This window comes from Stenotrophomonas sp. Marseille-Q4652, assembly GCF_916618915.1.
Lineage (GTDB): Bacteria > Pseudomonadota > Gammaproteobacteria > Xanthomonadales > Xanthomonadaceae > Stenotrophomonas.
Window position 1 is genome coordinate 1,635,782 of record NZ_CAKAKE010000001.1, and the last position, 25,952, is coordinate 1,661,733.

Genomic DNA, 25,952 nt, shown 5'->3' on the forward strand with positions numbered 1-25,952 from the left:
CATGAATCGCGATTGACCGTTCACAAGCATGGGTAGACCCTAGGGCCATCTCATGCCGGGGTTTCTCATGAAAGGTTTCTCGAAGCTGGGCTGGGCAGCCCTTTCACTGCTGGGCGCTTTCTGCCTTGGCGTGGTTGCCCTGCGTCGTGGCGAACACATCAACGCGCTGTGGATCGTCATCGCCGCGGTCTCCATCTACCTGGTGGCGTTCCGCTATTACGGCCTGTTCATCGCCAACAAGGTGCTGGGCGTGGACCGGACCCGCGCCACGCCGGCCTACCTCAACAATGACGGCCTGGACTACGTGCCCACCAACAAGCACGTGCTTTTCGGCCACCACTTCGCCGCCATCGCCGGCGCCGGCCCGCTGGTCGGTCCGGTACTGGCCGCGCAGATGGGCTACCTGCCGGGCACGCTGTGGCTGATCGCCGGCGTGGTGCTGGCCGGTGCGGTGCAGGACTTCATGATCCTGTTCATCTCCAACCGGCGTAACGGCCGCTCGCTGGGCGACCTGGTGCGCGAGGAAATGGGACCGGTGCCCGGCACCATCGCCCTGTTCGGCGTATTCATGATCATGATCATCATCCTTGCAGTGCTGGCGATGATCGTGGTCAAGGCACTGGAAGGCAGCCCCTGGGGCATGTTCACCGTGATCGCGACGATGCCGATCGCGATCCTGATGGGCGTGTACATGCGCTACATCCGCCCGGGCAAGATCGGCGAGATCTCGGTTGTCGGCCTGATCCTGTTGCTGCTGGCGATCTGGTACGGTGGCAAGGTCGCCACCGACCCGGTGATGGGCCCGATGTTCACCTTCACCGGCGTGCAGATCACCTGGATGCTGATCGGCTACGGCTTCGTCGCCGCGGTACTGCCGGTGTGGCTGCTGCTGGCCCCGCGTGACTACCTGTCCACCTTCCTCAAGATCGGCACCATCGTCGGCCTGGCGATCGGCATCCTGATCGTCATGCCGGAACTGAAGATGCCGGCGCTGACCCAGTTCACCGACGGCACCGGCCCGGTGTGGAAGGGCAGCATGTTCCCGTTCCTGTTCATCACCATTGCCTGCGGCGCGGTGTCCGGCTTCCATGCCCTGATCAGCTCGGGCACCACGCCCAAGCTGCTGGCCAATGAAGGCCACGCTGCCTACATCGGCTACGGCGGCATGCTGATGGAATCGTTCGTGGCGATCATGGCGATGGTGGCGGCCTCGATCATCGAGCCGGGCATCTACTTCGCAATGAACAGCCCGGCCGCGGTGATCGGTACCGACGTGGTCACCGCCGCGGCGCACATCACAAACGAGTGGGGCTTTGCGATCAGTCCCGACGTGCTGACCGCCACCGCCGCGGACATTGGCGAGTCGAGCATCCTGTCGCGCGCCGGTGGTGCACCGACGCTGGCGGTGGGCATCGCCCAGATCCTGCACGCGGTCATCCCGGGCGACGGCATGATGGCGTTCTGGTACCACTTCGCGATCCTGTTCGAAGCGCTGTTCATCCTCACCGCGGTCGATGCCGGCACGCGTTCGGGCCGCTTCATGCTGCAGGACCTGCTGGGCAACTTCATCCCGGCCCTGCGCCGCACCGACTCGTGGGGCGCCAACATCATCGCCACCGCCGGCTGCGTGGCGCTGTGGGGTTACTTCCTGTACCAGGGTGTCACCGATCCGCTGGGCGGCATCAACATGCTGTGGCCGCTGTTCGGCATCGCCAACCAGATGCTGGCCGGCGTGGCGCTGATGCTGTGCGCGGTGGTGCTGTTCAAGATGAAGAAGGACCGCTACGCCTGGGTGCCGGTGATCCCGGCGATCTGGCTGCTGATCTGCACCACGGCTGCCGGCCTGATCAAGTTGTTCTCCAGCGTCCCGGCCGTGGGCTTCGTCGCCCAGGCGCACAAGTACCGTGATGCGATCGCCGCTGGCGAGCTGCTGGCCCCGTCCAAGGACTTCGGGCAGATGAAGCAGATCATGATCAACAACTACATCAACGCCGGCCTGACCGTGCTGTTCCTGTTCGTTGTGTTCGCGGTGCTGGTCTACTCGATCAGGACGATCATGGCTGCGCGTCGCTCGCCGCAGCGTACGGACCATGAAACCCCGTACGTGGCACTGAAGCCGCACGAGATGGAGGCCTGATGGCCGGGGCACTCGTCCCGGCCGGGCAGCACCAGGCGTTCCGCCGCACCTGGCGGCGCCTGGTGCAGACCGCGCGGCTGTGCTGCGGGGTGCCCGACTACGACAACTACGTGCGGCACATGCGCGAGAAGCATCCGGACCGGGAGGTCATGGACTACAAGACCTTCTTCCGCGAACGCCAGGAAGCCCGGTTCGGCGGACGCAGCGGCTTCCGCTGTTGCTGATCCACGACCTGCAATGAAACGGGGAACGGCGGAGCAAAGGCTCCGCCGTTTTCTTTTGGGTGAGGGTCACATGCCCGGTGATGGCTGCCGGCAGTTGCTAGCATCACCGGCGCCCGGCCGAGGTGCCGGCGTCGCCACGGACAAGGAGGAGTCCCCATGCGCAGGCTGCTGACCACGGTCGTGATCGCCAGCTCGATGTTGCTGGCGTGCAGCGCCACGGCTCTCGCGGGAGCGACGGAGCGCCCTCCCGTTGCCGATGCCAAGCCCGCCATCGCCTTTGCCGATCCGGCAATCCGGCCGCTGGCCGATGCCGTGGCGGCCGACAAGGTCGCGCGGATCAGGGAGCTGGTGCCGCACAGCAATCTTGCCGCCCGCGGCGACCAGGGGGTGACCCTGCTGGAATGGGCGATCTGGAACCGCCGGCCGCGCGCCCTGGTCGCCCTGCTCCAAGCCAGTGCCGACCCGTCATTGCCGGGCATGGACGGGGAGACCGTGGTGCACATGGCGGCGATGGTCGGGGACCCGGTGTACCTGGAGGTACTTCTCGCGCACGGCGCTCCGGTGGACGTGGTCCGCCAGGGCAATGGCTGGACGCCGCTGTTCCGCGCCGTGCTGCACCGGCGCCACGCGCAGCGCGAGGCACTGGTCGCCGCCGGAGCGGACATCAACCACCGCGACAGTACCGGTCGCGGCCTGCTGCACCTGGCAGCCGATGATTCGGCCACCGTGCTGCGGCTGCTGGAGCTGGGCGTGGATCCGCAGGCACGCGACAACACCGGCGCCACCTTCCAGCGCACGTTCTTCCGGGCCCCGGAGCGGGTGCTGAACGACAGGGCCAAGGCCAATCGTGACCGTGTCCGGGCGTGGCTGCGGGCCAGGGGCATCGCCCCGGAAGGCTGAGCAGGGCGCCAGCGAGCGCGGGCTCCGGGAAGAAGAAAGGGCCGCTTTGGCGGCCCTTTCCCTGTGCGTTCCTGCAGGGGCTCAGCCCTGCCCTGCCATCCAGCGCAGGGTAAGGCCGGTGATGTAGGCCAGCACCGTGCCGGTGGCGTAGCCCACCGTGCCCAGCAGCACGCCCACCGGGGCCAGGCTCGGGTGGAAGGCCGCGGCCACCACTGGTGCCGAGGCCGCCGCGCCGACGTTGCCCTGCGAGCCGATGGCCAGGAAGAACATCGGTGCCTTCAGCAGCCGGCCGACCACGTACAGCAGCAGCACGTGGGTCGCCATCCAGATCACGCCGAGCAGGAACAGCATAGGACGGTCGGCCAGCGCGGCCAGGTCCATCTGCATGCCGATGCAGGCGATCAGGAAGTACAGGAACAGCGTGCCGACCTTGGACGCGCCGGCCGCTTCCAGGTCGCGGGCACGGGTAAAGCTCAGGGCCAGGCCGGCGAACGTGGACAGCATCACCACCCACACGAAGGTCGAGTCCAACGACGCCTGCCGGGCGAAGCTGATGTTCTCCGCGCACCAGGCCGAAGCGACGCCGCCGATGGCATGTGCGCCGCCGACGATGCCCAGGCCGACGCCGACGATCACCATCAGGTCGGTCAGGGTCGGGATGCGCGAGTTCTTCGCCTGGTAGTCGGCGATGCGTCGCTTCATGTCATCGATGGCGGCAGTGTCCGCACCGCTACGCGCATCGATCTTCTCGGCGCGGCCACCCAGCCAGATCAGCGCCGGCATCAGCAGCAGGCTGGCGCACAGCACGTCGACCACGGCGAACTGGCCGAAGGTGGTGGCATCGACATTGAAGGTTTCGCGCATGGCGGCCATGTTGGCGCCGCCGCCGATCCAGCTGCCGGCCAGCGCGGCCATGCCGGCCCAGGTATCGCCTTCCATCGTGGCCGGGCTGATCAGCTTCATCACCTGGAACGAGACCACCGCGCCGAGCATGATGCCGACCGTACCGGTGACGAACATGGCCAGCAGTTTCGGACCCAGACGCAGGATGCCCTTGATGTCGATCGACAGGGTCAGCAGCACCAGCGCCGCCGGCAGCAGCACGTCACGCGCGACCGGGTTGTAGAGCTTGGTGGCGTGGCCGTCGAGGATGCCGAAGGTGTTGTACAGCGCCGGGATGAAGTAGCACAGCAGCAGCGCCGGGATGACGGCGAAGAATTTCGCCCAGATCCCTGCGTTCTTGCTGGAGAGATGGAAGATCAGCGCCAGGGTGGCGGCGATCAGGCCGAGGCCGACGATGTCGTTGGTGATCAGGGTGGTACTGCTTTCGGGCGTCATCGCCACTCCGTGGAGTTGGGAGGCAGGCCGCCGGCGCATCAGCTGACACGCCGGCGGTGTTGCGGAGGCCGATGCTCGTTACTGGCCGATGTGCTGCTTCAGCCAGGCATTGACGGTGTCATGCCACTGCACGCTGTTGTGTGGCTTGAGCACCCAGTGGTTCTCGTCCGGGAAGTACAGGAACTTGGACTCGATGCCCTGGCGCTGCAACGCGGTGAACGCGCCCAGGCCCTGTTCGACCGGGATGCGGTAGTCCAGCTGGCCGTGGATCACCAGCATCGGCTTGTTCCACTTGGCCACGTGGTTGACCGGATTGAACTTCTCGTAGGCCTCGGGCTTCTCGTACGGCGTGCCGCCCTGCTCCCACTCGGTGAACCACAGCTCCTCGGTGGCGTAGCCCATCATGCGCTGGTCGAACACGCCGTCGTGGTTGACCAGGCACTTCCACGGCTCGTTCCAGTTGCCGGCGATCCAGTTGACCATGAAGCCGCCGTAGCTGGCGCCCAGCGCGCAGGCCTTGTCGCCGTCGAGGAAGGTGTACTTCTGCTGCGCGGCAGCCCAGCCCTTCTTCAGGTCTTCCAGCGGGCGGTCGCCCCAGTGCTGGCTGATCGCATCGGTGAAGGCCTGGCCGTAGCCGGTGGAACCGTGGAAGTCGATCATCACCACCGCGTAGCCCTGGCCGGCATAGGTCTGCGGGTTCCAGCGGTAGCTCCAGCCGTTGCCGAAGCTGCCCTGCGGGCCACCGTGGATCAGGAACGCGACCGGGTACTTCCTGCCTTCCTCGTAGTTGTGCGGCTTGACCACGTAACCGTGCACGGTCTCGTTGTTCCAGCCCTTGAAGCTGAATTGTTCGAAGTCGCCGAACGTCACTTCCGGCAGCACCTCGCCGGCGCTGGGAGTGATCGCGCGCAGCGGCGCGCCGGCCTCGGGGCTGGTGGCGTAGATCACGTCACCGGACTTGAGCGAGTTGCGCGACAGCACCATCGTCGAGCCGGCGATGTCGAAGGCGGTCACGGTGCCGTCGGCCACCACGCGACTGGCTTCGCCGCTGGCGATGTCCACCGCGAACAGCGGGTGCTCGCCCATGTCCTGGGCGGTGGTGTACAGGGTCTTGCCGTCGGCCGAGAGCACGATGCCGTCGGCCGAGCGGTCCCACTTCGGTGCGATCTCGCGCATCTTGCCGCTGTCCAGGTCCAGCGCCATCAGGCCGTAGCGGTCGGCCTCGAAGCCCGGGCGCTTCATCGCGCGGTAGTACAGGGTCTTGCCGTCCAGGCTGAACACCGGGCCGGCATCCCAGGCCGGGTTGGCGGCGGTCAGGTTCTTCGGTGCGGCCTTGCCGGCGGCATCGAGCTGGTACAGGTCGAAGTTGGTCGACCACGGTTCCTCGCGGCCGGCCACGCGGATGCTGGCGACGACGCTGCTGCCGTCGGGCGACCACACGAAGTCCTCGTTGCCGCCGAACGGCTTGGACGGGGCGTCACCTTCGATGGTGGCGCTCAGCGCCGATGCACCCTTGGCCGGCTGGCCCTTGGCACCCAGCGGGGCCACGAACAGGGTGTTGCGGCGACCGTCATTCCAAGTGTCCCAGTGGCGCACGAACATGCTGTCGAACACCACGCCGCTGGTCTTGCCGGCCTTGGTCGTTTCCACGCGCTTGCGGGTGCAGTCCAGGTCCGAGCCGCACTCCTGGAAGGCGGCAGCGCTGAACAGCACGCGGTCGTCCTGCGGGGAAACGCGGTAGCTGTCCACGTCCAGCGCGAAGTCGGTCAGCTGGGTCGGGGTGCCGCCGGCCAGCGGGATCGAATACAACTGCTGGCTGCCGTTCTTGGCGCTGAGGAAGTAGACGGTGCGGCCATCGGCCGACAGCGAGGGCGAGTTGACGCTCCAGCCCTCGGGGGTCAGGCGCTTGGGCGGGGCCATGTCGCGGGTGAGCAGGTTGCGCACCCACAGGCTGCTGCTGGCCTTGAGATCGGCATCGACCACGCGCTTGGCAAACACGACGTGGGAACCATCGGCGGTCAGCTGCGGTGCGGAGACGCGGTCCAGCGCCACCATGTCGCGGACCTCGAATCCGCGGGCCGAGGCCAGCGAAGGCAGGGCGGCCAGCAGGCACAGCGTCAGCAGGGCTTGGCGAAGTTTCATCGGCATCTCCGGATGAGGGCAAAGCGCCGATGGTAGGGCCGGGCGCGGTTGCCGGCAAAGGCCATCGGTCATGGCGGCCGACCGCCAGAAACAACAAACCCCGCCGCGGCGGGGTTTGTCGTTGGCTCTGGGCCCGGTCAGACCGCCGATGCCTTCCTGCCGGTGCGGTAGATCAGCCAGCCCACCAGGAACAGCACGGCCAGGCCGATCCACTGCGCGGCCGGCAGGTGGAACGGCACCGCCAGCACGTCGGCCCGGCTGCTGACCACGATCGGCACGGCGATGGCGATGCCCATCAGCGCCTCACCGGTGATCAGGCCGGCGGCGAACAGCACGCCCGGCTTGTGCACGCGGTCGCGGCCCTCTTCGTCATCGGCGCGCACCTTGTGGAAACGCTCGACCAGGTGGGCGATCAGGCCACCCAGGAAGATCGGCACCATCAGTTCCAGCGGCAGGTAGATGCCGATGGCCGCGGCCAGCACCGGCACGCGGAAGCGCTTGCCGGTGGCCTTGAGCCAGCTGTCCAGGGCGATGATGGCCGCGCCGACCAGCGCGCCGATGCCGATGAAGGTCCACGGCAGTTCACCACCGAACAGGCCCTTGGCCACAGACGCCATCAGGTTGGCCTGCGGGGCGGCCAGCGCGTTGGGGTGCAGCTCGGTCTTGACGCCGATGCCGTAGGCCGTGGCCAGCAGGTTCAGCACCGGGGCCATGATCAGCGCGCACGAGAACGCGCCGATGCCCAGCATCAGCTGCTGCTTCCACGGGGTGGCACCGACGATGTAGCCGGCCTTGAGGTCCTGCAGGTTGTCGCCACCGACCGCCGCGGCGCAGCACACCACCGCGCCGATCATGATCGCGGCGACCGCACCCAGGGGCGCGCCGCCGACACCGACCGGGACCAGGCCATCGGCGCCCAGCAGCACCACCAGCACCGCCGAGGCGAACAGGATGGTGGAGATGGTGATGCCCGAGACCGGGTTGTTGGACGAACCGATCAGGCCGGCCAGGTAGGCCGAGACGGACACGAACAGGAAGCCGGCGACGATCATGATGATGGTCATCGGGATCGACACGTGCCACTGGCCGACGATGGCCTGGTACAGGGCCAGCAGCGGCAGCACGAAGGCGACCAGCGCGATCAGCATCCACTTCATCGGCAGGTCGCGCTCGGTGTGCGCCAGCACCGGGCCGCCGGTGCTCTTGCGGGCGGCGGCAAAGCCGCTCCTGATGCCGTTGAGCAGCGACTTTCGCAGCGAGATCAGCGTCCAGATGCCGCCGATCAGCATCGCGCCCACGCCCAGGTAACGCATCTTCGCGCCCCAGATGGCGAACGCGGCCTCGGTGGACGAGGCGGTGGCGATCGACGCGGCCAGCGCCGGGTCGGTGTCCATGAAGAACGCCTGGTACAGCGGGATGGCGATGTGCCAGGTCAGGATCGAGCCGGACACCACCACGATGCCGACGTTGAGGCCGACGATGTAGCCCACGCCCAGCAGCGCCGGCGACAGGTTGGTGCCGATGAAGGCGGTGACCTTCGAGCTGCCAACATAGGCCGAGGTGGCCCAGGCATCGGGGATCAGGCGCATGCCGCTTTCGGCGGCCAGCTTCACGAACGCACCGATCACCGCCGACAGGCCGAGGATCTTCAGGCCCGGACCGGGGTTCTCGCCGGCCTTGAGCACTTCGGCCGCGGCCTTGCCTTCGGGGAACGGCAGCGGGTCCTCGACGATCATCGAGCGGCGCAGCGGCACCGAGAACAGCACGCCGAGCAGGCCGCCGAGACCGGCGATGCCCAGCACCCACCAGTACTTGAAGTCCGGCCAGTAGCCCATGATCACCAGCGCCGGGATGGTGAAGATCACGCCGGCGGCGATCGACGAGCCGGCCGAGGCGCCGGTCTGGACGATGTTGTTCTCGAGGATGGAACCGCCCCCGAGCAGTCGCAGCACGCCCATGGAAATCACGGCGGCCGGAATGGCGGTGGCGATGGTCAGGCCCGCGAACAGGCCGAGGTAGGCATTGGCGGCGGACAGGATCACCGCCAGCACGATGGCAAGGGCCACCGCGCGGAAGGTGAGCTGCCGCGGTGAGGCGTCAGACATGGGATTCCCCGGGAAAAAAGCCGTCCAACGCTAGCGCCGGTGCCGGCGCAAGTCCAGCCACGCTGTGTTCCGGCGGCGCGGCCGGTCCAGCCAGGGCATGGCCCGGGCCTATACTCCGCGGCTTTCGCCCCAGCCCCGGTCCCATGGCCACAACCCCCCTGCCCGCCCACGGGGGCGACGATTTCCTCGGCCACCCCAAGGGGGTCTACGTCTGTTTCTTCACCGAGATGTGGGAGCGCTTCTCCTTCTACGGAATGAAGGCGCTGCTGCTGCTGTACCTGACCAAGTACCACCTGTTCGGCGACAAGGCCGGGCTGGACCTGCTCGGTGCCTACGGCGGCCTGGTGTACTGCATCCCGGTGTTCGGCGGCCTGCTGGCCGACCGCTGGCTCGGCATGCGCAAGGCCGTGGTGTTCGGTGGCATCCTGCTGGTGCTGGGCCATGTCGGCATGGCGTTCGAGGGGCAGGCCGCGCAGCGCGTGGCCGGCGACGTGGTACGCGACGAGGGCGCGCTGGCGGTGACCTACGTGTCGCTGGCGCTGATCATCATGGGCGTGGGTTTCCTCAAGCCCAACATCTCCACCATCGTCGGCAAGCTCTATGCGGAGAACGACCCGCGTCGTGACTCGGGCTTCTCGCTGTTCTACGCCGGCATCAACCTCGGTGCGCTGTTCGCCTCGCTGATCTGCGGCTTCCTCGGCGAGGCCTACGGCTGGAAGTACGGTTTTGGTGCGGCCGGCATCGGCATGCTGGCCGGCCTGGCGATGTTCCTGTGGGGCCAGAAATACCTGCACGGCCATGCCGAACCGGCCGAACCGGCGCGCCTGCGCGAGCGCATCGCCGGGTTGCCGCGCGAATGGCTGATCTACCTCGGCGCACTGCTGGGCGTGGTGCCGCTGGCGGCGCTGATGTGGGCCGCGGCCAACGGCGCGTTCGCGCTCGGCGGCGAGCTGAGCCTGGCGCTGATGCTGATGCTGGTGGTGCTGGCCGCGGTGCTGCTGTGGTTTGCCTGGTTCACCGGCACCCAGTGCACGCCGGTGCAGCGCCAGCAGATGATCGCGCTGATGGCGCTGATCTTCATGGCGCTGGTGTTCTTCACCCTGTACGAGCAGTCCTACGGTTCGTGGGTCACCTTTACCGACCGCCTGCTGACCAAGGACGTGGTGCCGGCGCTGGTGATCCGGGACGGCACGCCGCTGCCGTGGTCGATCGCCTCGCTGCTGCTCGCGCCGCTGGCGTTCGTGGCCAGTGCCCGGCTGTCCGAACGGCGCCCCGGCTCCGGGGCCGCGCGCAGCCTGTTCGTGGCCATCGCGCTGGTGATCGCCGTGCTGCTGGTGCGCGACTGCCTGGTGATCCCGCAGACCGCCGGCTCGCTGACCTATCTCGGTGGCCTGTTCCTGGTGCTGCTGGCGCCGCTGTTCGCGTTGCTGTGGGCCTGGCTGGACCGTCGCGGCCTGGAACCGGGCAAGCCGCTGAAGTCCTCGCTGGGCCTGGTGCTGGGTGCGCTGGCCTTCGTGCCGCTGGCGCTGGCCGCGCAGCAGGCCGGCGCCAGTGGGCAGATGGCCAGCGTGTGGTGGCTGGTGCTGGCCTACCTCCTGCTGGCCAGCGGCGAGATGTGCCTGTCGCCGGTGGGCCTGTCGGCGGTGACCCAGCTGGCCGCGCCGCGCGTGGTCAGCCTGATGATGGGCACCTGGTTCCTGGCCACTGCTTTCTCCGAAACGCTGGCCGCGCTGTTCGGCAAGCTGGCCGCTATCGACGTGCCCGAGGGCGAGGTGATGGACCTGGTCCAGGCCGCGGCACGCTACGAGCACCTGTTCTGGCTGCTGATGTGGATCGGCCTGGGCTGCGCGGTGCTGGCCCTGCTGGCGACCCCGGTGCTGAAGCGGATGATGCACGGCGTGCGCTGATCTGCAGCGACACACACAACAACGGCGCCCTCGGGCGCCGTTGTTGTTTCCGCTGGATTGACCGCTTACGAGGTGACCAGCGCCGGCTCGCGCTCGAAGGTACGCGGCGCGACGATGGCCTGGGCGAAGGTCGCCAGCTCGGACTCGCCGGTGCCGGCGGCAAACACCAGGCCCGGATCGTTGGCCACGTCGACCTGGGCCAGGCCCAGCGCGTCCCACACCTTGCGGCCCTCGCTGACGAACAGCAGCGGCTTGCCGTGGCGGTAGGCATCACGCACGTGCTCCAGGGCGCGCACGTCGCCGACCAGCGTCTGCACCGCTGCGTCGCCGCCGACCACCGCCAGCGCGTCGAACAGCACGCCCGGCTCGTTTTCCAGCGAGGCATCGGCATCGATGCTGTCGCCGTCCTCGCCCAGCAGCTTGCCCACGTGCGGGCCCATCAGCCGCACCATCGCACCCTGCGCGGTCAGCGCCTCGTGGATGGCCAAGGCCTCGACCAGGCGGCTGCCATCGGCCAGCAGCACCGCGATGCGGCGGCTGCGGATGCCACCTTCGCCAGGACGGGCCAGCATCGACAGCGCTGGCGACACCGCCACCTCCGGCTGCACCTCGCCCTGGAAGATGCGCGGCATCGGCTCCGGCAGCTCCATGCCCAGGCCCTTGGCGACGGCGCTGGCCAGTACGTCGGAGACGTTGCGCAGCATCGACACCACGCGCTGGCGGACGGCCGGCACGGTGACCTTGCTCAGCTCGAAGCGGAACGCATCGATGATGTGGCGCTGTTCCACCGCGCTCTGGCTTTCCCAGAACAGGGTGGCCTGGGCGAAGTGCTCGGCGAACTTCTCCGGCTTGGCCCGCACCTCGTCACCCTGCGGTGCCTCGGCAAAGGAAACGAAGCCGGCGGCACCGGCCTGGAACGGACAACCACCGCCCAGCGAGTTCGGTTCGTACGACACACGGCCGCGGTTGATGGTCTGGCGGTGCATGCCATCGCGCTGGTTGTTGTGGACCGGCGCGACCGGGGCGTTGATCGGCAGCTCGTGGAAGTTCGGACCACCCAGGCGGCTGATCTGGGTATCCACGTAGGAGTGGATGCGCCCGGCCAGCAGCGGGTCATTGGTGAAGTCGATGCCCGGGATCACGTGCGCGGTGCAGAAGGCGACCTGCTCGGTCTCGGCGAAGAAGTTGTCCGGATTGCGGTTAAGCACCATCCGTCCCAGCGGCTGGATCGGCACCAGCTCCTCCGGCACGATCTTGGTCGCATCGAGCACGTCGAAGCTGAACCTGTCGGCGTCTTCCTCGGTAAACACCTGCACGCCCAGTTCGTATTCCGGGTACTCGCCGGCCTCGATCGCTTCCCACAGGTCGCGGCGGTGGAAGTCCGGATCGGCACCGGAGATCTTGACCGCCTCGTCCCACGCCAGCGCGTGGGTGCCCAGCTTCGGCGTCCAGTGGAACTTGCAGAACACCGACTGTCCCTGCGCGTTGACCAGGCGGAAGGTGTGCACGCCGAAGCCCTGCATCATCCGGTAGCTGCGCGGGATGGCGCGGTCGGACATCTGCCACAGCAGCATGTGGGTGGACTCGGGCATCAGCGACACGAAGTCCCAGAACGTGTCGTGCGCCGAGGCCGCCTGCGGCATGGCGTGGTGCGGCTCGGGCTTCACCGCGTGCACCAGGTCGGGGAACTTGATCGCGTCCTGGATGAAGAACACCGGGATGTTGTTGCCCACCAGGTCCCAGTTGCCTTCGTCGGTATAGAACTTGACCGCGAAGCCACGCACGTCGCGCGCGGTGTCCTTGGAGCCGCGCTCGCCCTGCACGGTGGAAAAGCGCACGAACACCGGGGTCTTCTTGCCCTTGCCCTGGAACGGCGCGGCACGGGTGAGGTCGGAAAAGTCACCGTAGGACTCGAAGTAACCGTGGGCACCGGAGCCGCGCGCATGCACGATGCGCTCGGGAATGCGCTCGTGGTCGAAGTGGGTGATCTTCTCGCGGAGGATGAAGTCCTTCAGCAGGGCCGGACCGCGCAGGCCGGCCTTGAGGCTGTTCTGATTGTCGGCAAGCGGCACGCCCTGGTTGGTGGTCAGGCGCTGGCCGGTGCCGTCATTGCGCACGCGGGTCAGCGGACCGGTGGTGGCGTCCTCGCCGGGAATGGCCTGGGTACCGGTCTTGCCGGTCTCGTTGCCCTCGCTGACGGTGCTGGCCGTGGCAGCGGCAGTCGGCGGCGCATGGTGCTTGCCTTCCGGCGGAGTCAGAGCACCCGCGCGACCATGCTCGGCGGCCTTGTTGGCGTTGAACGGGCAGCGGGTTGCCATCTCGTTGATCGCACCGGGCACTTCGTCCAGCGCGCGCGCCGGCGTCTCGGAGGCGGTGGAGGCCGGACCACCGTCGGAGCGGGCGGCGGCCTTGTTCTTTGGGCTGGAAGGCGGATTGGTCGATTTGCTGGCCATGGGAATCTCGCTGCAAGGGGAGCTCCCCAACCTAGCCAGAGTCGATGAAACCGATGTGATCCATCCCTGATTGATTGTTCACGGCGCCGTCGCGATTCGTACTGACGCTTCAGGTCCCCGTTTGCGAGTTCGGCGCGGCCAGCGGCTTGGATTCCGGCGACTGGTCCTGCCGCAGGTAGATGCTCAGCACCACGATCGAGAGCACGGCAAGGAACTCGCTTTGCCAGTTCTGCATCGACTCGAACCAGAACTGCGCGCTGGCCACATGGTGGCCAAACGAAACCGGGGCCAGCCCGTGCGCGCTGCGCTCCTCGACTTCGTGCAGCCAGCTGCCCCACGCGTGACCGAGGAACGCCAGGCCAAACAGCGCCGCATACGCCAGAGACAGCGAATTGGCATAGAGCCGCGCCCACCAGCCGCCCTTGCGCAGTGGCCACGGCGCTGGACCCGGATCAATACGCTCCTCCTCTTCCGCAGGATCAAGCGGCCGTGACTCGGCCGATCCCTTCTGCCGCAGCTTCACCGTCAGCAGCACGTACATGCCCATCTGCAGGAATTCGCTTTCCCAGTTCTCGAACGTGGCCGAGATGAAGTGGCCGCTGGCCAGGTATTGCGCCAGCGACTCGGGCAGCAGGCCCTGCTCGATGCGCTCGGCATTGCTGACCTCCATGCCGGTCAACACCTGGCCCACCAGGAAGACGAGGAACAGCAGCAACAGCACCAGTGAAAGCCCGTTGCGCTGCAGGAACGAGGGCGACCGTGCATTGCGGGTCATGGCGGCACTCCAGCGTGCGGTGGAGCCCACCATCTGCCCGCCTGCCACAAGGCGTCGTGAAGTCCGGTCGGATCAGAACCAGCGTCGCGCCTTGCCCAGCGCGAATGCGCCGAGCGCGAAGCAGAACAGGCCACCGACCACCAGCCAGAACGCGCCGTCCCTGAACTGGAAGAAGCTGGCGTCGAAGTTCATGCCCAGCGCGCCGACGAAGGTCGCCATCAGGCCGGTGATCACGGTGACGAAGGTCAGCATCCGCATCGAATCGCTGGTGCGCAGCGCGGTCTGGCTGCTGAACAGTTCGAAGCTGCCAATCACCAGGTCGCGCGCGTTCTCCACCATGTCCATCGCCCGCTCGAAGCGGGTATCGAGCGCGACGAAATGGCGTGCGGCCAGGGTGTTGTCGCTGTGCCGGAAGTCCGGCCGCGACATCACCCCGAACACGCTGCGGTGCGGGGCCAGCATGCGCCGCAATCGCGATGCCCAGCGGCGCAGCCGTTGCAGCTCGGCGATGTTGTCGCCCACCGCGCGGTCGAGCATCTCGACCTCGAGGTGCTCGATCGCGCCCTCGTAGTCACTCACCGCCTGGAAGTAGCCGGCCAGCTGCCGGTCCAGCACGGTAGCCACGAAGCTCTCCGCGCACATGCCGCCCAGCACCACCTCGCGGCAGGTGTGGCGCAGCTCGGTCAGGAATTCGACCTCGCCACGGTGCAGGGTGACCACGCGGTTGGGTCCGGCCACGCAGACCAGCACCACGCCGGACATCAGTTCCTTCTGCTGCTGGTCATTGATGGCCACGCAACGCACCCAGAAACAGTCGCCGGCCTGGCCCACCCCGGGCGTGGTACCGCCCTCGATGAAGGCCATTGCCTGGTCCGGGAACCCGCAGGCCTCCCACACCTGCTGCAGCAACTCGTCCGATGGGTCCTCCAGGTCCACCCAGAGCAGCTCGCTGTCGCTGGGCGGGTGCTCGCCCAGCAGACGGTCATCCAGCGCGCGCGGCGGGGCGTCGGACTGGAACAGCCGCGCGAAGAACCCGTCTGGTCCGGTGGGCACGTCCGGCGTGGAAGCAGGCAGTTCGATGTCGGGCAAGCTTGGGCTCCTCTTTATACCGGCCCTGTGTAGCGCGTGCTCCGCGGAAAAGGCGTGACGGCCCGGGATGTTGACGCCGGCACGATGGACGAGCGGACAATCTGTCGCCCCGCTCCCACCCGTGCTGCCGATGAACCCGGATTCCCCCGCCCCTGGCCCTGCTTGGCTGTCGCCACTGGCCGAGTCCATCGGCGTCCGCTGGGACGTGCTGCCGCGAGGTTTCTATGCCCGCCATCCCACCGAGGTGGCACCGGAACTGTTGAACAAGATCCTGGTCCGCGCCGACGGGCGGGCAGCGCGCATCGTCGAGGTCGAGGCCTACGCCGGCAGCGAGGACGCCGCGGCGCACTCCTTCCGTGGCCAGACCGCGCGCAATGCCACCATGTTCGGTGAGGCCGGGCACCTGTATGTCTACTTCACCTACGGGATGCACTGGGGAAGCAATGCCGTGTGCGGCCAGCTCGACGAAGGCATGGGGGTGCTGCTGCGGGCGATGGAGCCCCTGCATGGCGTGGAAGCGATGCGTGGATTACGCCCGGCCGCCCGCCGGGAGCAGGACCTGGGCAGTGGCCCGGGCAAGCTGTCACAGGCCTTTGGCATCACCGGCGAGCTGGATGGCGCGGACCTGGTGACGGGCGACTTGGGCATCGCCATCGTCAGTGATGGCGTGCCGCCTCCGCTGGACCCGGTGGTCGGGCCGCGGGTCGGCATCAGCCGGGCGATGGATTTCCCGTGGCGGTGGCATGTGCCCGGGCATGCCCACGTCTCCCGGGCACGCCCGGCCCCCCTGCCGAAACGACGCACGCCACGCTGAGGCTTCAACGCCCCGAACTGCAAGCGTTTTGCTCCGGTGAGGACTCGCCTGCGGGCCGGGCGTCGTGTGGATCACCGGTGGGGTCGGCAATCTGCACCACCTTGCCTGCCTGCCAGGCGTCGGCGCCAGGCTTGATCGGCGGCGCCTGGATGTCTGCACGCTCGGCACGACGCTCGTTGCTGTCCACGCCAAGGCGACGGTCGCGCGCGGCCACCATCGCCATGTCGGTCTGTCCGTCCGCGGTGAAGCCCATCATCAGTTGCGGCACGCCCAGCGGCAATTCCTTGTCCAGATCGGTATGCCAGGTGTGCCAGGTCTTGCCATAGGTGCCGACCAGTTTCTCCATCAATGCCTTTTCGGCCACGCGTGGCAGGCCGGGGGCCACCAGCTGGCCGGACTTCACTTCATGCACGTGGCTGTGCCAGAGCGGCTTCTCGGCCTCGGGCAGGCGCTCGAACAGCTCGCCGGCGATGATGTACTCCACGCCCATGATCCGCGCCTCGCGCACGTTGCCGTCATGGATCACGCACTGGATGACATCCTCGTTGAGCACCGAACAGTAGTGGTGCGCCTCCATCTGCGACTGCATGCGCCCGTTGTAGAAGTGGAAGCCATCCAGGTAGGCATTGATCGCCTCGATCGGCAGCTTGTCCCGCAGCACCGCGGCGCCTGCATCAAGCGCCTGGGTCTCGCCGATTCGGACTGGCCCGGGACGTCCACCGGCGACTCGGTGTCGCCGCCCCCGCAGCCTGCCAGCCCCAGGACCACCATCGGTATCGCCACGACTCCACGCATGTATCCGCTCCCTGTCATTCGCTGTCGCGCGCCCAGCGCGCGAGGTTCTGCCTGACCTTGTCGATACCGTCCCACGGGTCCTTGCGACGGCGCCGCAACCTGGCCGGCACGTCCTTCAGGGTGAACGCGTCCGGGCGCTTGAGCTTGGACAGCTCGCTCCACGCCAGCGGCATGGCCACCGGCGCGCCGGGGCGGGCACGCAGCGAATACGAAGCCACTGCGGTGGCCCCGCGGCCATTGCGCAGGTAATCAACGAAGATGCGCTTGTTGCGCAGGCGCTTGGTCGCCGTGGCCAGGAAGCGGTCCGGCTCCGAGCGTGCCAGCGCGTCGGCAAAGCTGTGGGCGAAGCGCTTGGTCAGGTCCCAGTCGCAGCCCGGGCTCAGCGGCACCACCACGTGCAGGCCCTTGCCGCCCGAGGCACGCACGAACGACTCCAGTTCCAGCTGCTTGAGCAGCTTGCGGATGTCGACCGCCGCCTTTTTCACTTCAGAGAACGGCACGCCTTCTCCCGGGTCCAGGTCGAACACCACCCGGTCGGCACGGTCCGGCTCGGCGGCGTGGGACCCCCAGGGGTGGAATTCCAGCGCGTTGAACTGCACCAGCTCCATCAACCCGGCCAGGTCCTCGACCACCAGGTAATTGGCGGCAGTGCCGGATTCTTCCTTCAGCTTGGCCGTGGACACCCGCTCCAGCCCGGCGGTCAGGTGCTTCTGGAAGAAGCACGGTCGCCCGGTGCCCGCGGGGCATCGGATCACGGACAGCGGCCGGCCGGTGATTTCCGGCAGCAGGTGATCGGCCACCGCCAGGTAGTAGTCCCACACCTGCTGCTTGGTGATGCGGTCGTCCGGGAACAGCACCTTGGTCGGGCTTGACAGCTTTGGCAGCTCGTCCGTAGCGCCGCGCTTGCGCGCGGCTGCCGGCTTGGCCGCCTTCGTTGTCTTCGTTGCCGTCGTTGCCTTCGCCGCCGTGGCCGCCTTGCTGGCCTTCTTCGTGGCGGCCCTGGCGGTGGTCTTCTTCGCCGGCCTGGACCGGGTGGCCTGCTCGACATCCACGGGTTCGGTCTCCTTGATCGGCGTGCGATCCGAATCGGCCAGGTCCGCCACGTCCTTGTCCGGCCGCAGCGTCTTCAGCGAGGGCTGGCGCAACAGCTGCTGGCGGCCAATGCCGCGGTAGAACACTTCAACCACGAAGCGCGGCGCAAACCAGGTCGCGGTCCTCAGGTCGGTGTCGGTGGTGCCGACGTGGGCGGTGGGCTTCTTGCCACCACCGCGCGTGAGCTTTGCCGTCACCTGGCGCATCAGTTCGTCGTTGAACCCGCTGCCGACGCGGCCGACGTATAGCCAGCCATGTTCGGGGTCGGGTTTGGCCAGCAACAGCGAGCCGAAGCCGGTGCGGCTGCCCTTGGGCGCGGTGTAGCCGACGACCGCGAATTCGTCGCTGGCCAGCTGCTTGGTCTTGCGCCAGTCATCCCCACGGCCGCCGCGATACGGACGGTCGGCACGCTTGGAGATGATGCCCTCGAAGTCGCGCTTGCCCGCCAGCTCGTAGGCGGCCTCGCCATCACCTTCGATGTGCGAGCTGAAGGCCAGGTGCGCCGGCGCGTCGACCAGCAGCTCCTGCAGCAGCGCCTTGCGTTCGAGCAACGGCGCATCGGCAATGTCCACGCCGTTGATGTGCAGCAGGTCGAACAGGGCAAAGGCCAGCTTGCCCTGGCGTTCGCCCGAGAGCGTGGACTGCAGCAGGTTGAAATCCTCGCGCGAACCGGTGCCGGCGATCAGTTCGCCATCCAGCGCCAGGGATTCCAGGCCCAGCTGCTCGATGGCCTCGCGGATGTCGGGCAGCTTGGCGGTCCAGTCCAGCGCATTGCGCGACCATAACTGCACCTGGCCCTCGGTCGCCGTGGCCAGGATGCGGTAGCCATCCCACTTCAATTCGTGGATCCACTGCGCGCCGCTGGGCGGCGCATCGCCGAGCTTGGCCAGTTGCGGTTCGAATGGCCCGTCCGGTGCCTTGGCCTTCTTCGCGCCGGTCAGCGCCATTGCCTTGCGCGCCCAGTTCTTGCGCCGGCCCTTGCGCCGGCCCTTGCGCGGCGCCGGCACGGTCGCCAGGCGCTTCTTGTTGGCCTTGCCGGCACCGGCCCGCTTGAGGTCGTCGGCCGGCGGCGGCGATACATCGGCCAGCAGGTCGTCGGCTTCCAGCTTGCTGGCGTGTTCGTCCTTCTCCTTGAACAGCAGCCACTGCGGCTGCCGTGCCGGCTTGCCCGAACGCACCAGGTGCCAGCCGCCCTTGAGCTTGCTGCCAAACAACTCGAAGCGCAGGTGACCCTTGGCCAGTTGCTCCTCGACATCGTGTTCGGTCGACCACACGCCCTGGTCGAAACGGGCGACGTGGCCGCCACCGTACTGGCCCTTGGGGATCTCGCCTTCAAAACCGGCGTAGTCGACCGGGTGGTCCTCCACCTCCACCGCCATGCGCTTGACCGACGGGTCATAGCTTGGCCCCTTGGGTACGGCCCAGCTCTTGAGCGCGTCACCGACCTGCAGGCGGAAGTCGTAGTGGCGACGGCTGGCATGGTGGAGCTGGACCACGAAGATCGGCCGCTGCCCACGCGGCGGGCGCTTGCCCGGCTCCGGCTCGCGGGTGTTGTCGAAACTGCGCTTGCGTCGGTAGTCGGCCAAGCTCATCGCGCTGCCGCTTACTTGCCCAGGTGCTGGCGCACAGCCTCGGCCATTGGGCCCACGGCCTTGACCGCTGCGCGCAGTTCGTCGGCGCTCACGCCCAGCGCCTGGGTCCAGTAACGCAGCTCGTAGTCCTCGTTGACGTTGATGCGGGTGCGGTCTGCCGGACCGGCCTTGCTCTTGTCATCGCTCATGGCATGCCTCCTCGGGTTTTGCGGCCTTGGTACACCCGGTCCCGTGGATCGTGCGTGATCACTACGCGGCAAGTGCTGAAGACCGCTTTTTCCTGTAGGAAAACCCCGCATTTAACGACCCCTTCACCGCGCAGGTCCTAGGGTGCCCCACCGGGGAATGCAAGAAAACGACATGAACCCAGCATCTGCACCCGGGTCGGCGGACCTGAGCGACACCTCCCGGCAACTCGAGCTGCTGGTCAACTCGGTCACCGACTACGCGATCTACATGCTTGATCCGCACGGCGTGATCCGCACCTGGAACCGCGGCGGCGAACGCATCAAGGGCTACCAGGCCTCGGAAGTCATCGGAACCCACTTCTCCCGGTTCTACACCGCCGAGGAGATCGACGCCGGCCTGCCCGCGCTCAATCTCTCCATCGCCGCGGCCAATGGCCGCTATGCCGGTGAAGGCTGGCGGTTACGCAAGGACGGCACGCAACTGCGCGCCAGTGTGGTGATCGACCCCATCTTCGACGGCGACCAACTGATCGGCTACGCCAAGGTCACCCGCGACATCACCGAACGCTACGAGGCCGAGCAGCGGCTGCAGGCCGCCCAGCACGCCCTGATGCAGGCGCAGAAGATGGAGGCCATCGGCAAACTGACACTTGGCCTGGCCCACGACTTCAACAACCTGCTGACCATTGTGATGAACAGCCTGGACCTGATCAGCACCCGCGTGCCCGATCCCAGGGTGCAGCAGCTGACCGACACGGCGATGCGCGCAGCCGAGCGCGGCACCCTGCTCACCCGCCAGCTGCTGACCTTTGGCCGCGGCAACGCGCTGGTGAGCGAACAGCTGGACGTCAATGCGTTGCTGCGTGACTCACGCGAGCTGCTGAACCGTTCGGTCGGCGATACGGTCGCGGTTTCATTCGATCTTGGCGACGGCTTGCCTATCGTGGAGCTGGACAAGAACCAGTTCGAAGCAGCCGTGCTCAACCTCGTATGCAATAGCCGCGATGCGATGCCCAACGGCGGCAGCATCACCATTTCCACGCGCCTGTGCCGCGCCCGCAAACCGTCGGAGAGCGAAAGTCCCGAGGAGGATTTCCTGAGCGTGGAAGTGCGCGACACCGGCGAAGGCATCCCCTACGAAAACCAGTCCCGGGTATTCGAGCCCTTCTTCACCACGAAGGAGGTCGGGCGCGGCAGCGGCCTCGGGCTCAGCCAGGTATTCGGCTTTGCGATGCAATCCGGCGGGTTCGCGCTGCTGGAAAGCCAGCCCGGGCAGGGCACCTCGGTGCGCATGCTGCTGCCGGTGGAAAATCGGGCCGGCAAATGAGCAACGTGCTTTTCGTGGAGGACGAAGCCGACCTCCGCACCCTGATGTTCGAAGCACTCTCGGACCAGGGCTACACCGTCACCTTGGCCCGCAACGGTCGCGAAGCGCTCCTCGCCCTTGGCGGCGAGGTGACGTTCTCCCACGTGATTAGCGACATCAGCATGCCCGAGGGCGTCACCGGCATCGACGTGGCCAACCAGGCCGCACAGATGCAGCCGGGCGTCCGGATCGTGCTTGCCTCAGGCTACCAGCGCTCGCAACTGCCGCCGCTGCCGCCGGGCACCCGCTTCCTGTCCAAGCCCTACCGTATCCGCCAGCTGATCAACGCGCTGCAGGACCTTTGACCGCGGGCGCAGGCCAACGCAGTTTCTGAAAGCTAAAAACCCCGGCAGGAACCTGCCGGGGTTTTGTTATTTACGCGGGATCGGCCGATCAGAACGGGATGTCGTCGTCGGCGAAATCGTCCATCGGCGGGGCCGACTGCTGCGGCGGGGCCTGGCGCTGCGGGCGCTGGCCGTAGCCGCCGCCCTGGTCCTGGCCACCGTAGCCGCCACCGCCGCCACCCTGGCGCGGGGCCGCGGATCGGGCCGGACGGTCGCCGCCACCGCCGCCGCCTTCGCCACGGCCGCCGAGCATCTGCATCTCGTTGGCGACGATGTCGGTGCTGTACTTCTCCACGCCATCCTGGCTGGTGTACTTGTCGTAGCGCAGCTCGCCTTCGACGTAGACCTGGGAGCCCTTGCGCAGGTACTCACCGGCGATCTCGCCGAGCTTGCCAAAGAACACCAGGCGGTGCCACTCGGTGCGCTCCTGCTGGTTGCCGTCGCGATCCTTGCGCACGCTGGTGGTGGCCAGGCTGACGCGGGTGATCGCCATGCCGGCCTGGGTGTACTTGGTTTCGGGGTCGTTGCCGAGGTTGCCGACGAGGATGACTTTGTTGATGCCGCGGGCCATTGGGTTCTTCCGTCTGTGTCGCCCACTGGCGCGGGCGCGGGGTGAGGCTGGTTGGCTGCTGATGGTAACCGATTCGCCCTCCCCGTCCGCCGGTCCGGGCCGGGACACAGTGTCGTCCGCGGCCGCGCGGCGGCATCGGAGAAATCCGCTTCGCCTGCCAGCGGACCTTGCCTGGCGGGCCTTCGCAGCCATTGCCGGAGCCACGGCGACGGGCGCATCGCCCCCATGGCACCTATAATTCCGGCCACGTCACCTCAGTAGCGCGCATGACCATCCTCGAAGACACCCGCCCTGCCCTGGACCTGCCGCAGGTCCAGGCGCTCGCCGCCGCCGACATGGCCGCGGTGGACGCGCTGATCCGCCGCCGCCTGTCCTCGGACGTGGTGCTGATCAACCAGATCGCCGACCACATCATTTCCGCCGGCGGCAAGCGTCTGCGGCCGATGCTGGTGACGCTGGCCGGGCGCGCGGTCGGCGGAGCCGGTCCGGACCACCACCAGCTGGCGGCGATCATCGAGTTCATCCACACCTCGACCCTGCTGCACGACGACGTGGTCGACGAATCGGACCTGCGCCGCGGCCGCAGCACCGCCAACGCACTGTGGGGCAATGCACCCAGTGTGCTGGTCGGTGACTTCCTCTATTCCCGCAGCTTCCAGCTGATGGTCGAGCTGGACCGCATGGAGGTGATGCAGATCCTGGCCGACACCACCAACCGCATCGCCGAAGGCGAGGTGCTGCAGCTGCTGCACGTCCACAACCCGGATACCGACGAAGCGGCCTACCTGCGCGTGATCGAGCGCAAGACCGCGGTGCTGTTCGCCGCCGGCACCCGCCTGGGCGCGCTGGCCACCGGCGTCGATGCCGCCACCCAGCAGGCGCTGTACGACTACGGCATGCACCTGGGCTACGCGTTCCAGATCGCCGACGACGTGCTGGACTACTCGGCCAACGCCGACGAGCTGGGCAAGAACCTGGGCGACGACCTGGCCGAGGGCAAGGCGACCCTGCCCCTGATCCACGCGATGGCGCATTCGGACGCCACCACCCGCGATCGCCTGCGCGGGATCGTGCAGAACGGCGACGCCTCGGCGATGCCGGAAGTGCTGGCAGCGATCCACGCCACCGGCGGCCTGGAGTACAGCCGCCAGCGGGCGATGGAATACGCCGAAGCGGCCGAACGCGCCCTCGATGGCCTGGCGGAGAACGAAGCCGTGGCCGCGCTGCGTGGCCTGGCCCGTTACGCGGTGCAGCGCACGCACTGAGCCATCCGTGCCCGGGCGGCGTCAGCTGACGCCGCCTTCCTGCACGTCACTCAGGCGATTCCCAGCCCCGGAATCGCCGTGATCGCATCGGGGTCAAACCCCGCCAGCTCGGCGAAGTGCCGCCCGCGAGCGACATAGTCGCGATAGGCGCCGAAGCTCGGCGCACCCGGTGACAGCAGCACTACCCCGCCCTCCCGGCCCAGCGCATTGCAGGCCAGGCGCACCGCCTCGGGCAGGTCGCCAGCGGCGTGCAGGCCGAAGCGGCCGGCGTCGGCCAGCGGCTGCAGCAGCGCGTGGATGCGCGGCCCGTTGGCCCCCATGGTGACGATCTCCACCGGCGGCTGGTCCGCGCCCATGTGCGCGACGAAGTCGTGCCAGTCCAGGCCGCGGTCGTGGCCACCGACCAGCAGCGCGATCCGCTCGCCGCGGAAGCACTCCAGCGCGGCCAGCGAGGCATGCGGCGTGGTGCTGATCGAATCATTGACGAAGCGCAGGTTTCCGCGAAGGCCGAGGGTCTGCAGGCGGTTGGGCAACGGCCGGAACGACTGCACGGCGGGCGCCAGCGCCACTGCGTCCAGCCCCAGCGCCTCGATCGCGGCCAGCACCGCGCACAGGTTGCCGCGGTTGTGGCGGCCGGGCAGCGGTGTGTCCGAGGTATCGAACACGGCCTGCGCGCCGCGATGCACGACCTCGCCGACCATGTGCCAGCCGGCGGGCTGGTTGAACCACACGATCTCGGTCTCAGGCAGTTCCAGCGCAGCCAGGTGCGGATCGGCGGCATTGAGCACGGCGATGCGCGGCATCGCCGCGGTCACCAGCCGCAGCTTGTCGGCGATGTAGCGCTGCTCGCTGCCGTGCCAGTCCAGGTGTTCGGGAAACAGGTTGAGTACGATTGCCACCTGCGGGCGCGCGCCGCTGCGGGCGACATCGCCGGTCTGGTAGCTGGACAGCTCCACCGCCCAGTACTGCGGTGCCGGCTGCGGGTCCAGGGCTTCGAGCAGCGGCAGGCCGATGTTGCCGACCAGGCCGGTGCGTGCGCCGGAGGCGCGCAGCAGGTGCGCCAGCAGCGAAGTCGTGGTGCTCTTGCCCTTGGTGCCGGTCACGCACACGGTGTCGCGCACCACGCCGTCGGCGTTGGCATGTTCGGCAAACCACAGGCTGGTACCGCCAATGAAACGCGTACCGCTGCGCGCAGCTGCCTGGGCGGCCTCACCGTAGGGGCTGATGCCCGGCGACTTGATCACCACCTCGAACGCGGCCAGCGCCTGCCCGGTCACGTCCGACCGCACCTCCAGCGCGCCGCCGGTTTCCTCGCGTGCACCGGCGGCTTCGGCCTCCGGGCAGAACAGGGTCAGCGGCAGGTCGGGCAGGCGCTGGCGCAGCACGCGGTAGGCGGCACGGCCTTCGCGGCCCCAGCCCCACAGCGCGACGCGCCTGCCTTCAAGCTGCGAAATCCGCACGCAGGCGCTCCCAGGTCGCGGCCGGGATGCGGTGTTCACCCTGCGGCTCGAGCAGCAGCTCGATCTGCAGTTCGGCCGGATCCAGCTGCGGCTGGATCTGCGCGATGAAGCGCTTCACCAGCACGTCTTCCTTCCATTCCGGGCGCTGCGCCAGGGTGGCCATCGCCGCGCGCGATTCCTTGCCCTCGCCCACGCACTCGAACGGCTTGTGGTCCTGGAACTCGAGCAGCGCGTCGAAACCGCCGGCCTGCTCGGCATCGTCCAGCAGGTTGCGGCCGAAGATGCGCACCAGCCGGGTCTTGGGCATGAACGGCGCCAGCGCCAGGAACACGAAGTGGCACTTCGGGCAGATGCCGCACCAGCGGTTGACCGGGCGCTCGCCGAGGATGTGGAAGTTGCGGTTGCAGCTGGAGAAATGCGCGTCGTAATGGTCGCCCTTGGCGAACTGGCGGGCTACTGCCAGCTCGGACAGTGGCCGCAGCAACGAGTAGTAGTGCAGGTCGGCGGCCACGTGCTTTTCCACATGCTCGCCGAAGGCCTGCTCGAACGCCCAGCCCTTGGACCACTGGTGGTTGACCTCGCCGCTGCCGGGGATCTGGCTGCCGTAGCTGGCCGAGCGCTCGTTGGAGAACACCACCTGGCCGGCACCGGTGACCAGCGCGGCGAACACCATGATCGCCGAGTTCACCGCGGTGACCGGGATGTGGCCGTTCCAGGCCCCCTGGCGGTTGAGCTCGAACAGCTCCGGCGCCAGCTGGCGGCCGAGGTTGAGCATCGGCAGGCCGGTGCGCTCGGCGCACGCACGGATCAGCTGCGAGCCGCCGATCCAGGTCACCGTCTGCTCCACGCCCAGCTTGCGCAGCGCCTCGATGCTGACCAGCGAATCCTTGCCGCCGCCAATGGCCACCAGCGCGCGTTCGCCCAGCTGCAGTGCCGGCGCGGCCTGCACCTGGCCGGCGACCGGCAGTTTGAAGCGGCCACGCAGGTCCAGCCCGTTGCGGTAGGCGAACTCGCCCAGGCCATGCTGGTAGATGGTCTCCACCAGGGCGGCGGTGTCGGCGTCGATGTCATAGCCATCGATCTGCACCTGCCCCGGCACCGCGGCCTTGTAGTAGCTGACGCCGGCGATCAGGTGCAGCAGGCGCAGTGCGCGCTGCGAGGCGGCGGCGCGTTCGCCTTCCAGCACGAACGGCGCGCCGGGAATGGACACCGTCTCCACCAGCTCCGGGCCGTCGTCGAAGGCATAGACCAACCGCGCCACGCCGGTATCGGCGGCGAAATCGCAGTGCACGAAGCGGAAGCGGGTGATCTGGGTTTTGTCGAAAGCAGTCATGGTGTATCCGGTCAGGCGATGCGTTTGCGCGACGGCGCGCAGGGGCTGGCGGGTGCAGGAGT

20 protein-coding genes are annotated in these 25,952 nt (G+C 67.9%); 8 read left to right on the forward strand and 12 right to left on the reverse strand.

The annotated features are described in order from the left end of the window. The first annotated feature begins 67 nt into the window (after positions 1-67). The 3 genes from LG380_RS07660 to LG380_RS07670 all read left to right on the forward strand — a co-directional run bounded on the left by LG380_RS07660 (position 68) and on the right by LG380_RS07670 (position 3,261). The gene (locus LG380_RS07660) at positions 68-2,137 is read left to right on the forward strand and encodes a carbon starvation CstA family protein (RefSeq protein WP_225764365.1); all 2,070 of its coding nucleotides are present in this window, start codon (positions 68-70) and stop codon (positions 2,135-2,137) included. Beyond that, complete coding sequence (locus LG380_RS07665; RefSeq protein WP_225764366.1) at positions 2,137-2,361, forward strand: CstA-like transporter-associated (seleno)protein; 225 nt, start codon at positions 2,137-2,139, stop codon at positions 2,359-2,361. The genes LG380_RS07660 and LG380_RS07665 overlap by 1 nt, the downstream gene beginning before the upstream one ends. 156 nt (positions 2,362-2,517) lie before the next feature. Continuing rightward, positions 2,518-3,261 (forward strand): ankyrin repeat domain-containing protein, encoded by a 744-nt coding sequence (locus tag LG380_RS07670; RefSeq protein WP_225764367.1) that lies wholly within the window; start codon positions 2,518-2,520, stop codon positions 3,259-3,261. Positions 3,262-3,342: 81 nt separating this feature from the next. Here the strand turns inward: LG380_RS07670 and LG380_RS07675 are convergent, their stop codons facing one another. The 3 genes from LG380_RS07675 to LG380_RS07685 form a co-directional block, all read right to left on the reverse strand. Next, positions 3,343-4,599, reverse strand: a complete 1,257-nt coding sequence (locus tag LG380_RS07675) for a DUF819 family protein (RefSeq protein WP_225764368.1) — start codon at positions 4,597-4,599, stop codon at positions 3,343-3,345. A 78-nt stretch (positions 4,600-4,677) separates the two neighbouring features. Next, entirely contained in the window at positions 4,678-6,741 is a 2,064-nt protein-coding gene (locus tag LG380_RS07680) for a S9 family peptidase (protein ID WP_225764369.1), read from the reverse strand. A gap of 137 nt (positions 6,742-6,878) precedes the next feature. Further along, the gene (locus tag LG380_RS07685) at positions 6,879-8,846 is read right to left on the reverse strand and encodes an oligopeptide transporter, OPT family (RefSeq protein ID WP_225764370.1); all 1,968 of its coding nucleotides are present in this window, start codon (positions 8,844-8,846) and stop codon (positions 6,879-6,881) included. Between the two features lie 143 nt (positions 8,847-8,989). Here LG380_RS07685 and LG380_RS07690 point away from each other — a divergent pair, with 143 nt between their 5' ends. After that, entirely contained in the window at positions 8,990-10,753 is a 1,764-nt protein-coding gene (locus LG380_RS07690; RefSeq protein WP_225764371.1) for an oligopeptide:H+ symporter, read from the forward strand. A 65-nt stretch (positions 10,754-10,818) separates the two neighbouring features. On the opposite strand, the gene LG380_RS07695 is transcribed toward LG380_RS07690, so the two are convergent. The 3 genes from LG380_RS07695 to LG380_RS07705 form a co-directional block, all read right to left on the reverse strand. Beyond that, the gene (locus LG380_RS07695; protein ID WP_225764372.1) at positions 10,819-13,206 is read right to left on the reverse strand and encodes a catalase; all 2,388 of its coding nucleotides are present in this window, start codon (positions 13,204-13,206) and stop codon (positions 10,819-10,821) included. Positions 13,207-13,315: 109 nt separating this feature from the next. Further along, on the reverse strand, positions 13,316-13,981 hold the full coding sequence (locus LG380_RS07700) for a DUF6766 family protein (protein WP_225764373.1): 666 nt from the start codon (positions 13,979-13,981) through the stop codon (positions 13,316-13,318). A 72-nt stretch (positions 13,982-14,053) separates the two neighbouring features. Further along, positions 14,054-15,070, reverse strand: coding sequence for a CorA family divalent cation transporter (locus LG380_RS07705; RefSeq protein WP_225764374.1), 1,017 nt, complete (start codon positions 15,068-15,070; stop codon positions 14,054-14,056). A 130-nt stretch (positions 15,071-15,200) separates the two neighbouring features. Here LG380_RS07705 and LG380_RS07710 point away from each other — a divergent pair, with 130 nt between their 5' ends. After that, positions 15,201-15,884, forward strand: a complete 684-nt coding sequence (locus tag LG380_RS07710; RefSeq protein WP_225764375.1) for a DNA-3-methyladenine glycosylase — start codon at positions 15,201-15,203, stop codon at positions 15,882-15,884. 4 nt (positions 15,885-15,888) lie between these two features. Here the strand turns inward: LG380_RS07710 and LG380_RS07715 are convergent, their stop codons facing one another. From LG380_RS07715 to LG380_RS07725, 3 genes are all read right to left on the reverse strand, one after another. Next, the gene (locus tag LG380_RS07715) at positions 15,889-16,545 is read right to left on the reverse strand and encodes an OBAP family protein (RefSeq protein ID WP_225764376.1); all 657 of its coding nucleotides are present in this window, start codon (positions 16,543-16,545) and stop codon (positions 15,889-15,891) included. Positions 16,546-16,693: 148 nt separating this feature from the next. Further along, complete coding sequence (ligD, locus tag LG380_RS07720; RefSeq protein ID WP_225764377.1) at positions 16,694-19,363, reverse strand: DNA ligase D; 2,670 nt, start codon at positions 19,361-19,363, stop codon at positions 16,694-16,696. A gap of 11 nt (positions 19,364-19,374) precedes the next feature. Beyond that, complete coding sequence (locus LG380_RS07725; protein WP_225764378.1) at positions 19,375-19,551, reverse strand: DUF3606 domain-containing protein; 177 nt, start codon at positions 19,549-19,551, stop codon at positions 19,375-19,377. Positions 19,552-19,723: 172 nt separating this feature from the next. Here LG380_RS07725 and LG380_RS07730 point away from each other — a divergent pair, with 172 nt between their 5' ends. Both LG380_RS07730 and LG380_RS07735 read left to right on the forward strand, forming a co-directional pair. Then, on the forward strand, positions 19,724-20,878 hold the full coding sequence (locus tag LG380_RS07730; RefSeq protein ID WP_225764379.1) for an ATP-binding protein: 1,155 nt from the start codon (positions 19,724-19,726) through the stop codon (positions 20,876-20,878). Beyond that, entirely contained in the window at positions 20,875-21,222 is a 348-nt protein-coding gene (locus LG380_RS07735; RefSeq protein ID WP_225764380.1) for a response regulator, read from the forward strand. Before LG380_RS07730 ends, LG380_RS07735 begins: the two co-directional genes overlap by 4 nt. An 88-nt stretch (positions 21,223-21,310) precedes the next feature. Here LG380_RS07735 and LG380_RS07740 read toward each other — a convergent pair whose 3' ends face one another. After that, on the reverse strand, positions 21,311-21,832 hold the full coding sequence (locus LG380_RS07740) for a single-stranded DNA-binding protein (protein ID WP_225764381.1): 522 nt from the start codon (positions 21,830-21,832) through the stop codon (positions 21,311-21,313). Positions 21,833-22,098: 266 nt separating this feature from the next. On the opposite strand from LG380_RS07740, the gene LG380_RS07745 reads away from it, so the two are divergent. Further along, positions 22,099-23,097: a polyprenyl synthetase family protein gene (locus tag LG380_RS07745; RefSeq protein ID WP_225764382.1), complete on the forward strand. Its 999-nt coding sequence runs from the start codon at positions 22,099-22,101 to the stop codon at positions 23,095-23,097. A 50-nt stretch (positions 23,098-23,147) separates the two neighbouring features. On the opposite strand, the gene murD is transcribed toward LG380_RS07745, so the two are convergent. Both murD and murL read right to left on the reverse strand, forming a co-directional pair. Further along, a complete protein-coding gene (gene murD / locus LG380_RS07750) occupies positions 23,148-24,557 on the reverse strand; it encodes a UDP-N-acetylmuramoyl-L-alanine--D-glutamate ligase (protein ID WP_225764383.1) in 1,410 nt (469 codons plus the stop codon). Next, positions 24,538-25,890 (reverse strand): UDP-N-acetyl-alpha-D-muramoyl-L-alanyl-L-glutamate epimerase, encoded by a 1,353-nt coding sequence (gene murL / locus LG380_RS07755; protein WP_225764384.1) that lies wholly within the window; start codon positions 25,888-25,890, stop codon positions 24,538-24,540. The genes murD and murL overlap by 20 nt, the downstream gene beginning before the upstream one ends. Between the last annotated feature and the right edge of the window lie 62 nt (positions 25,891-25,952).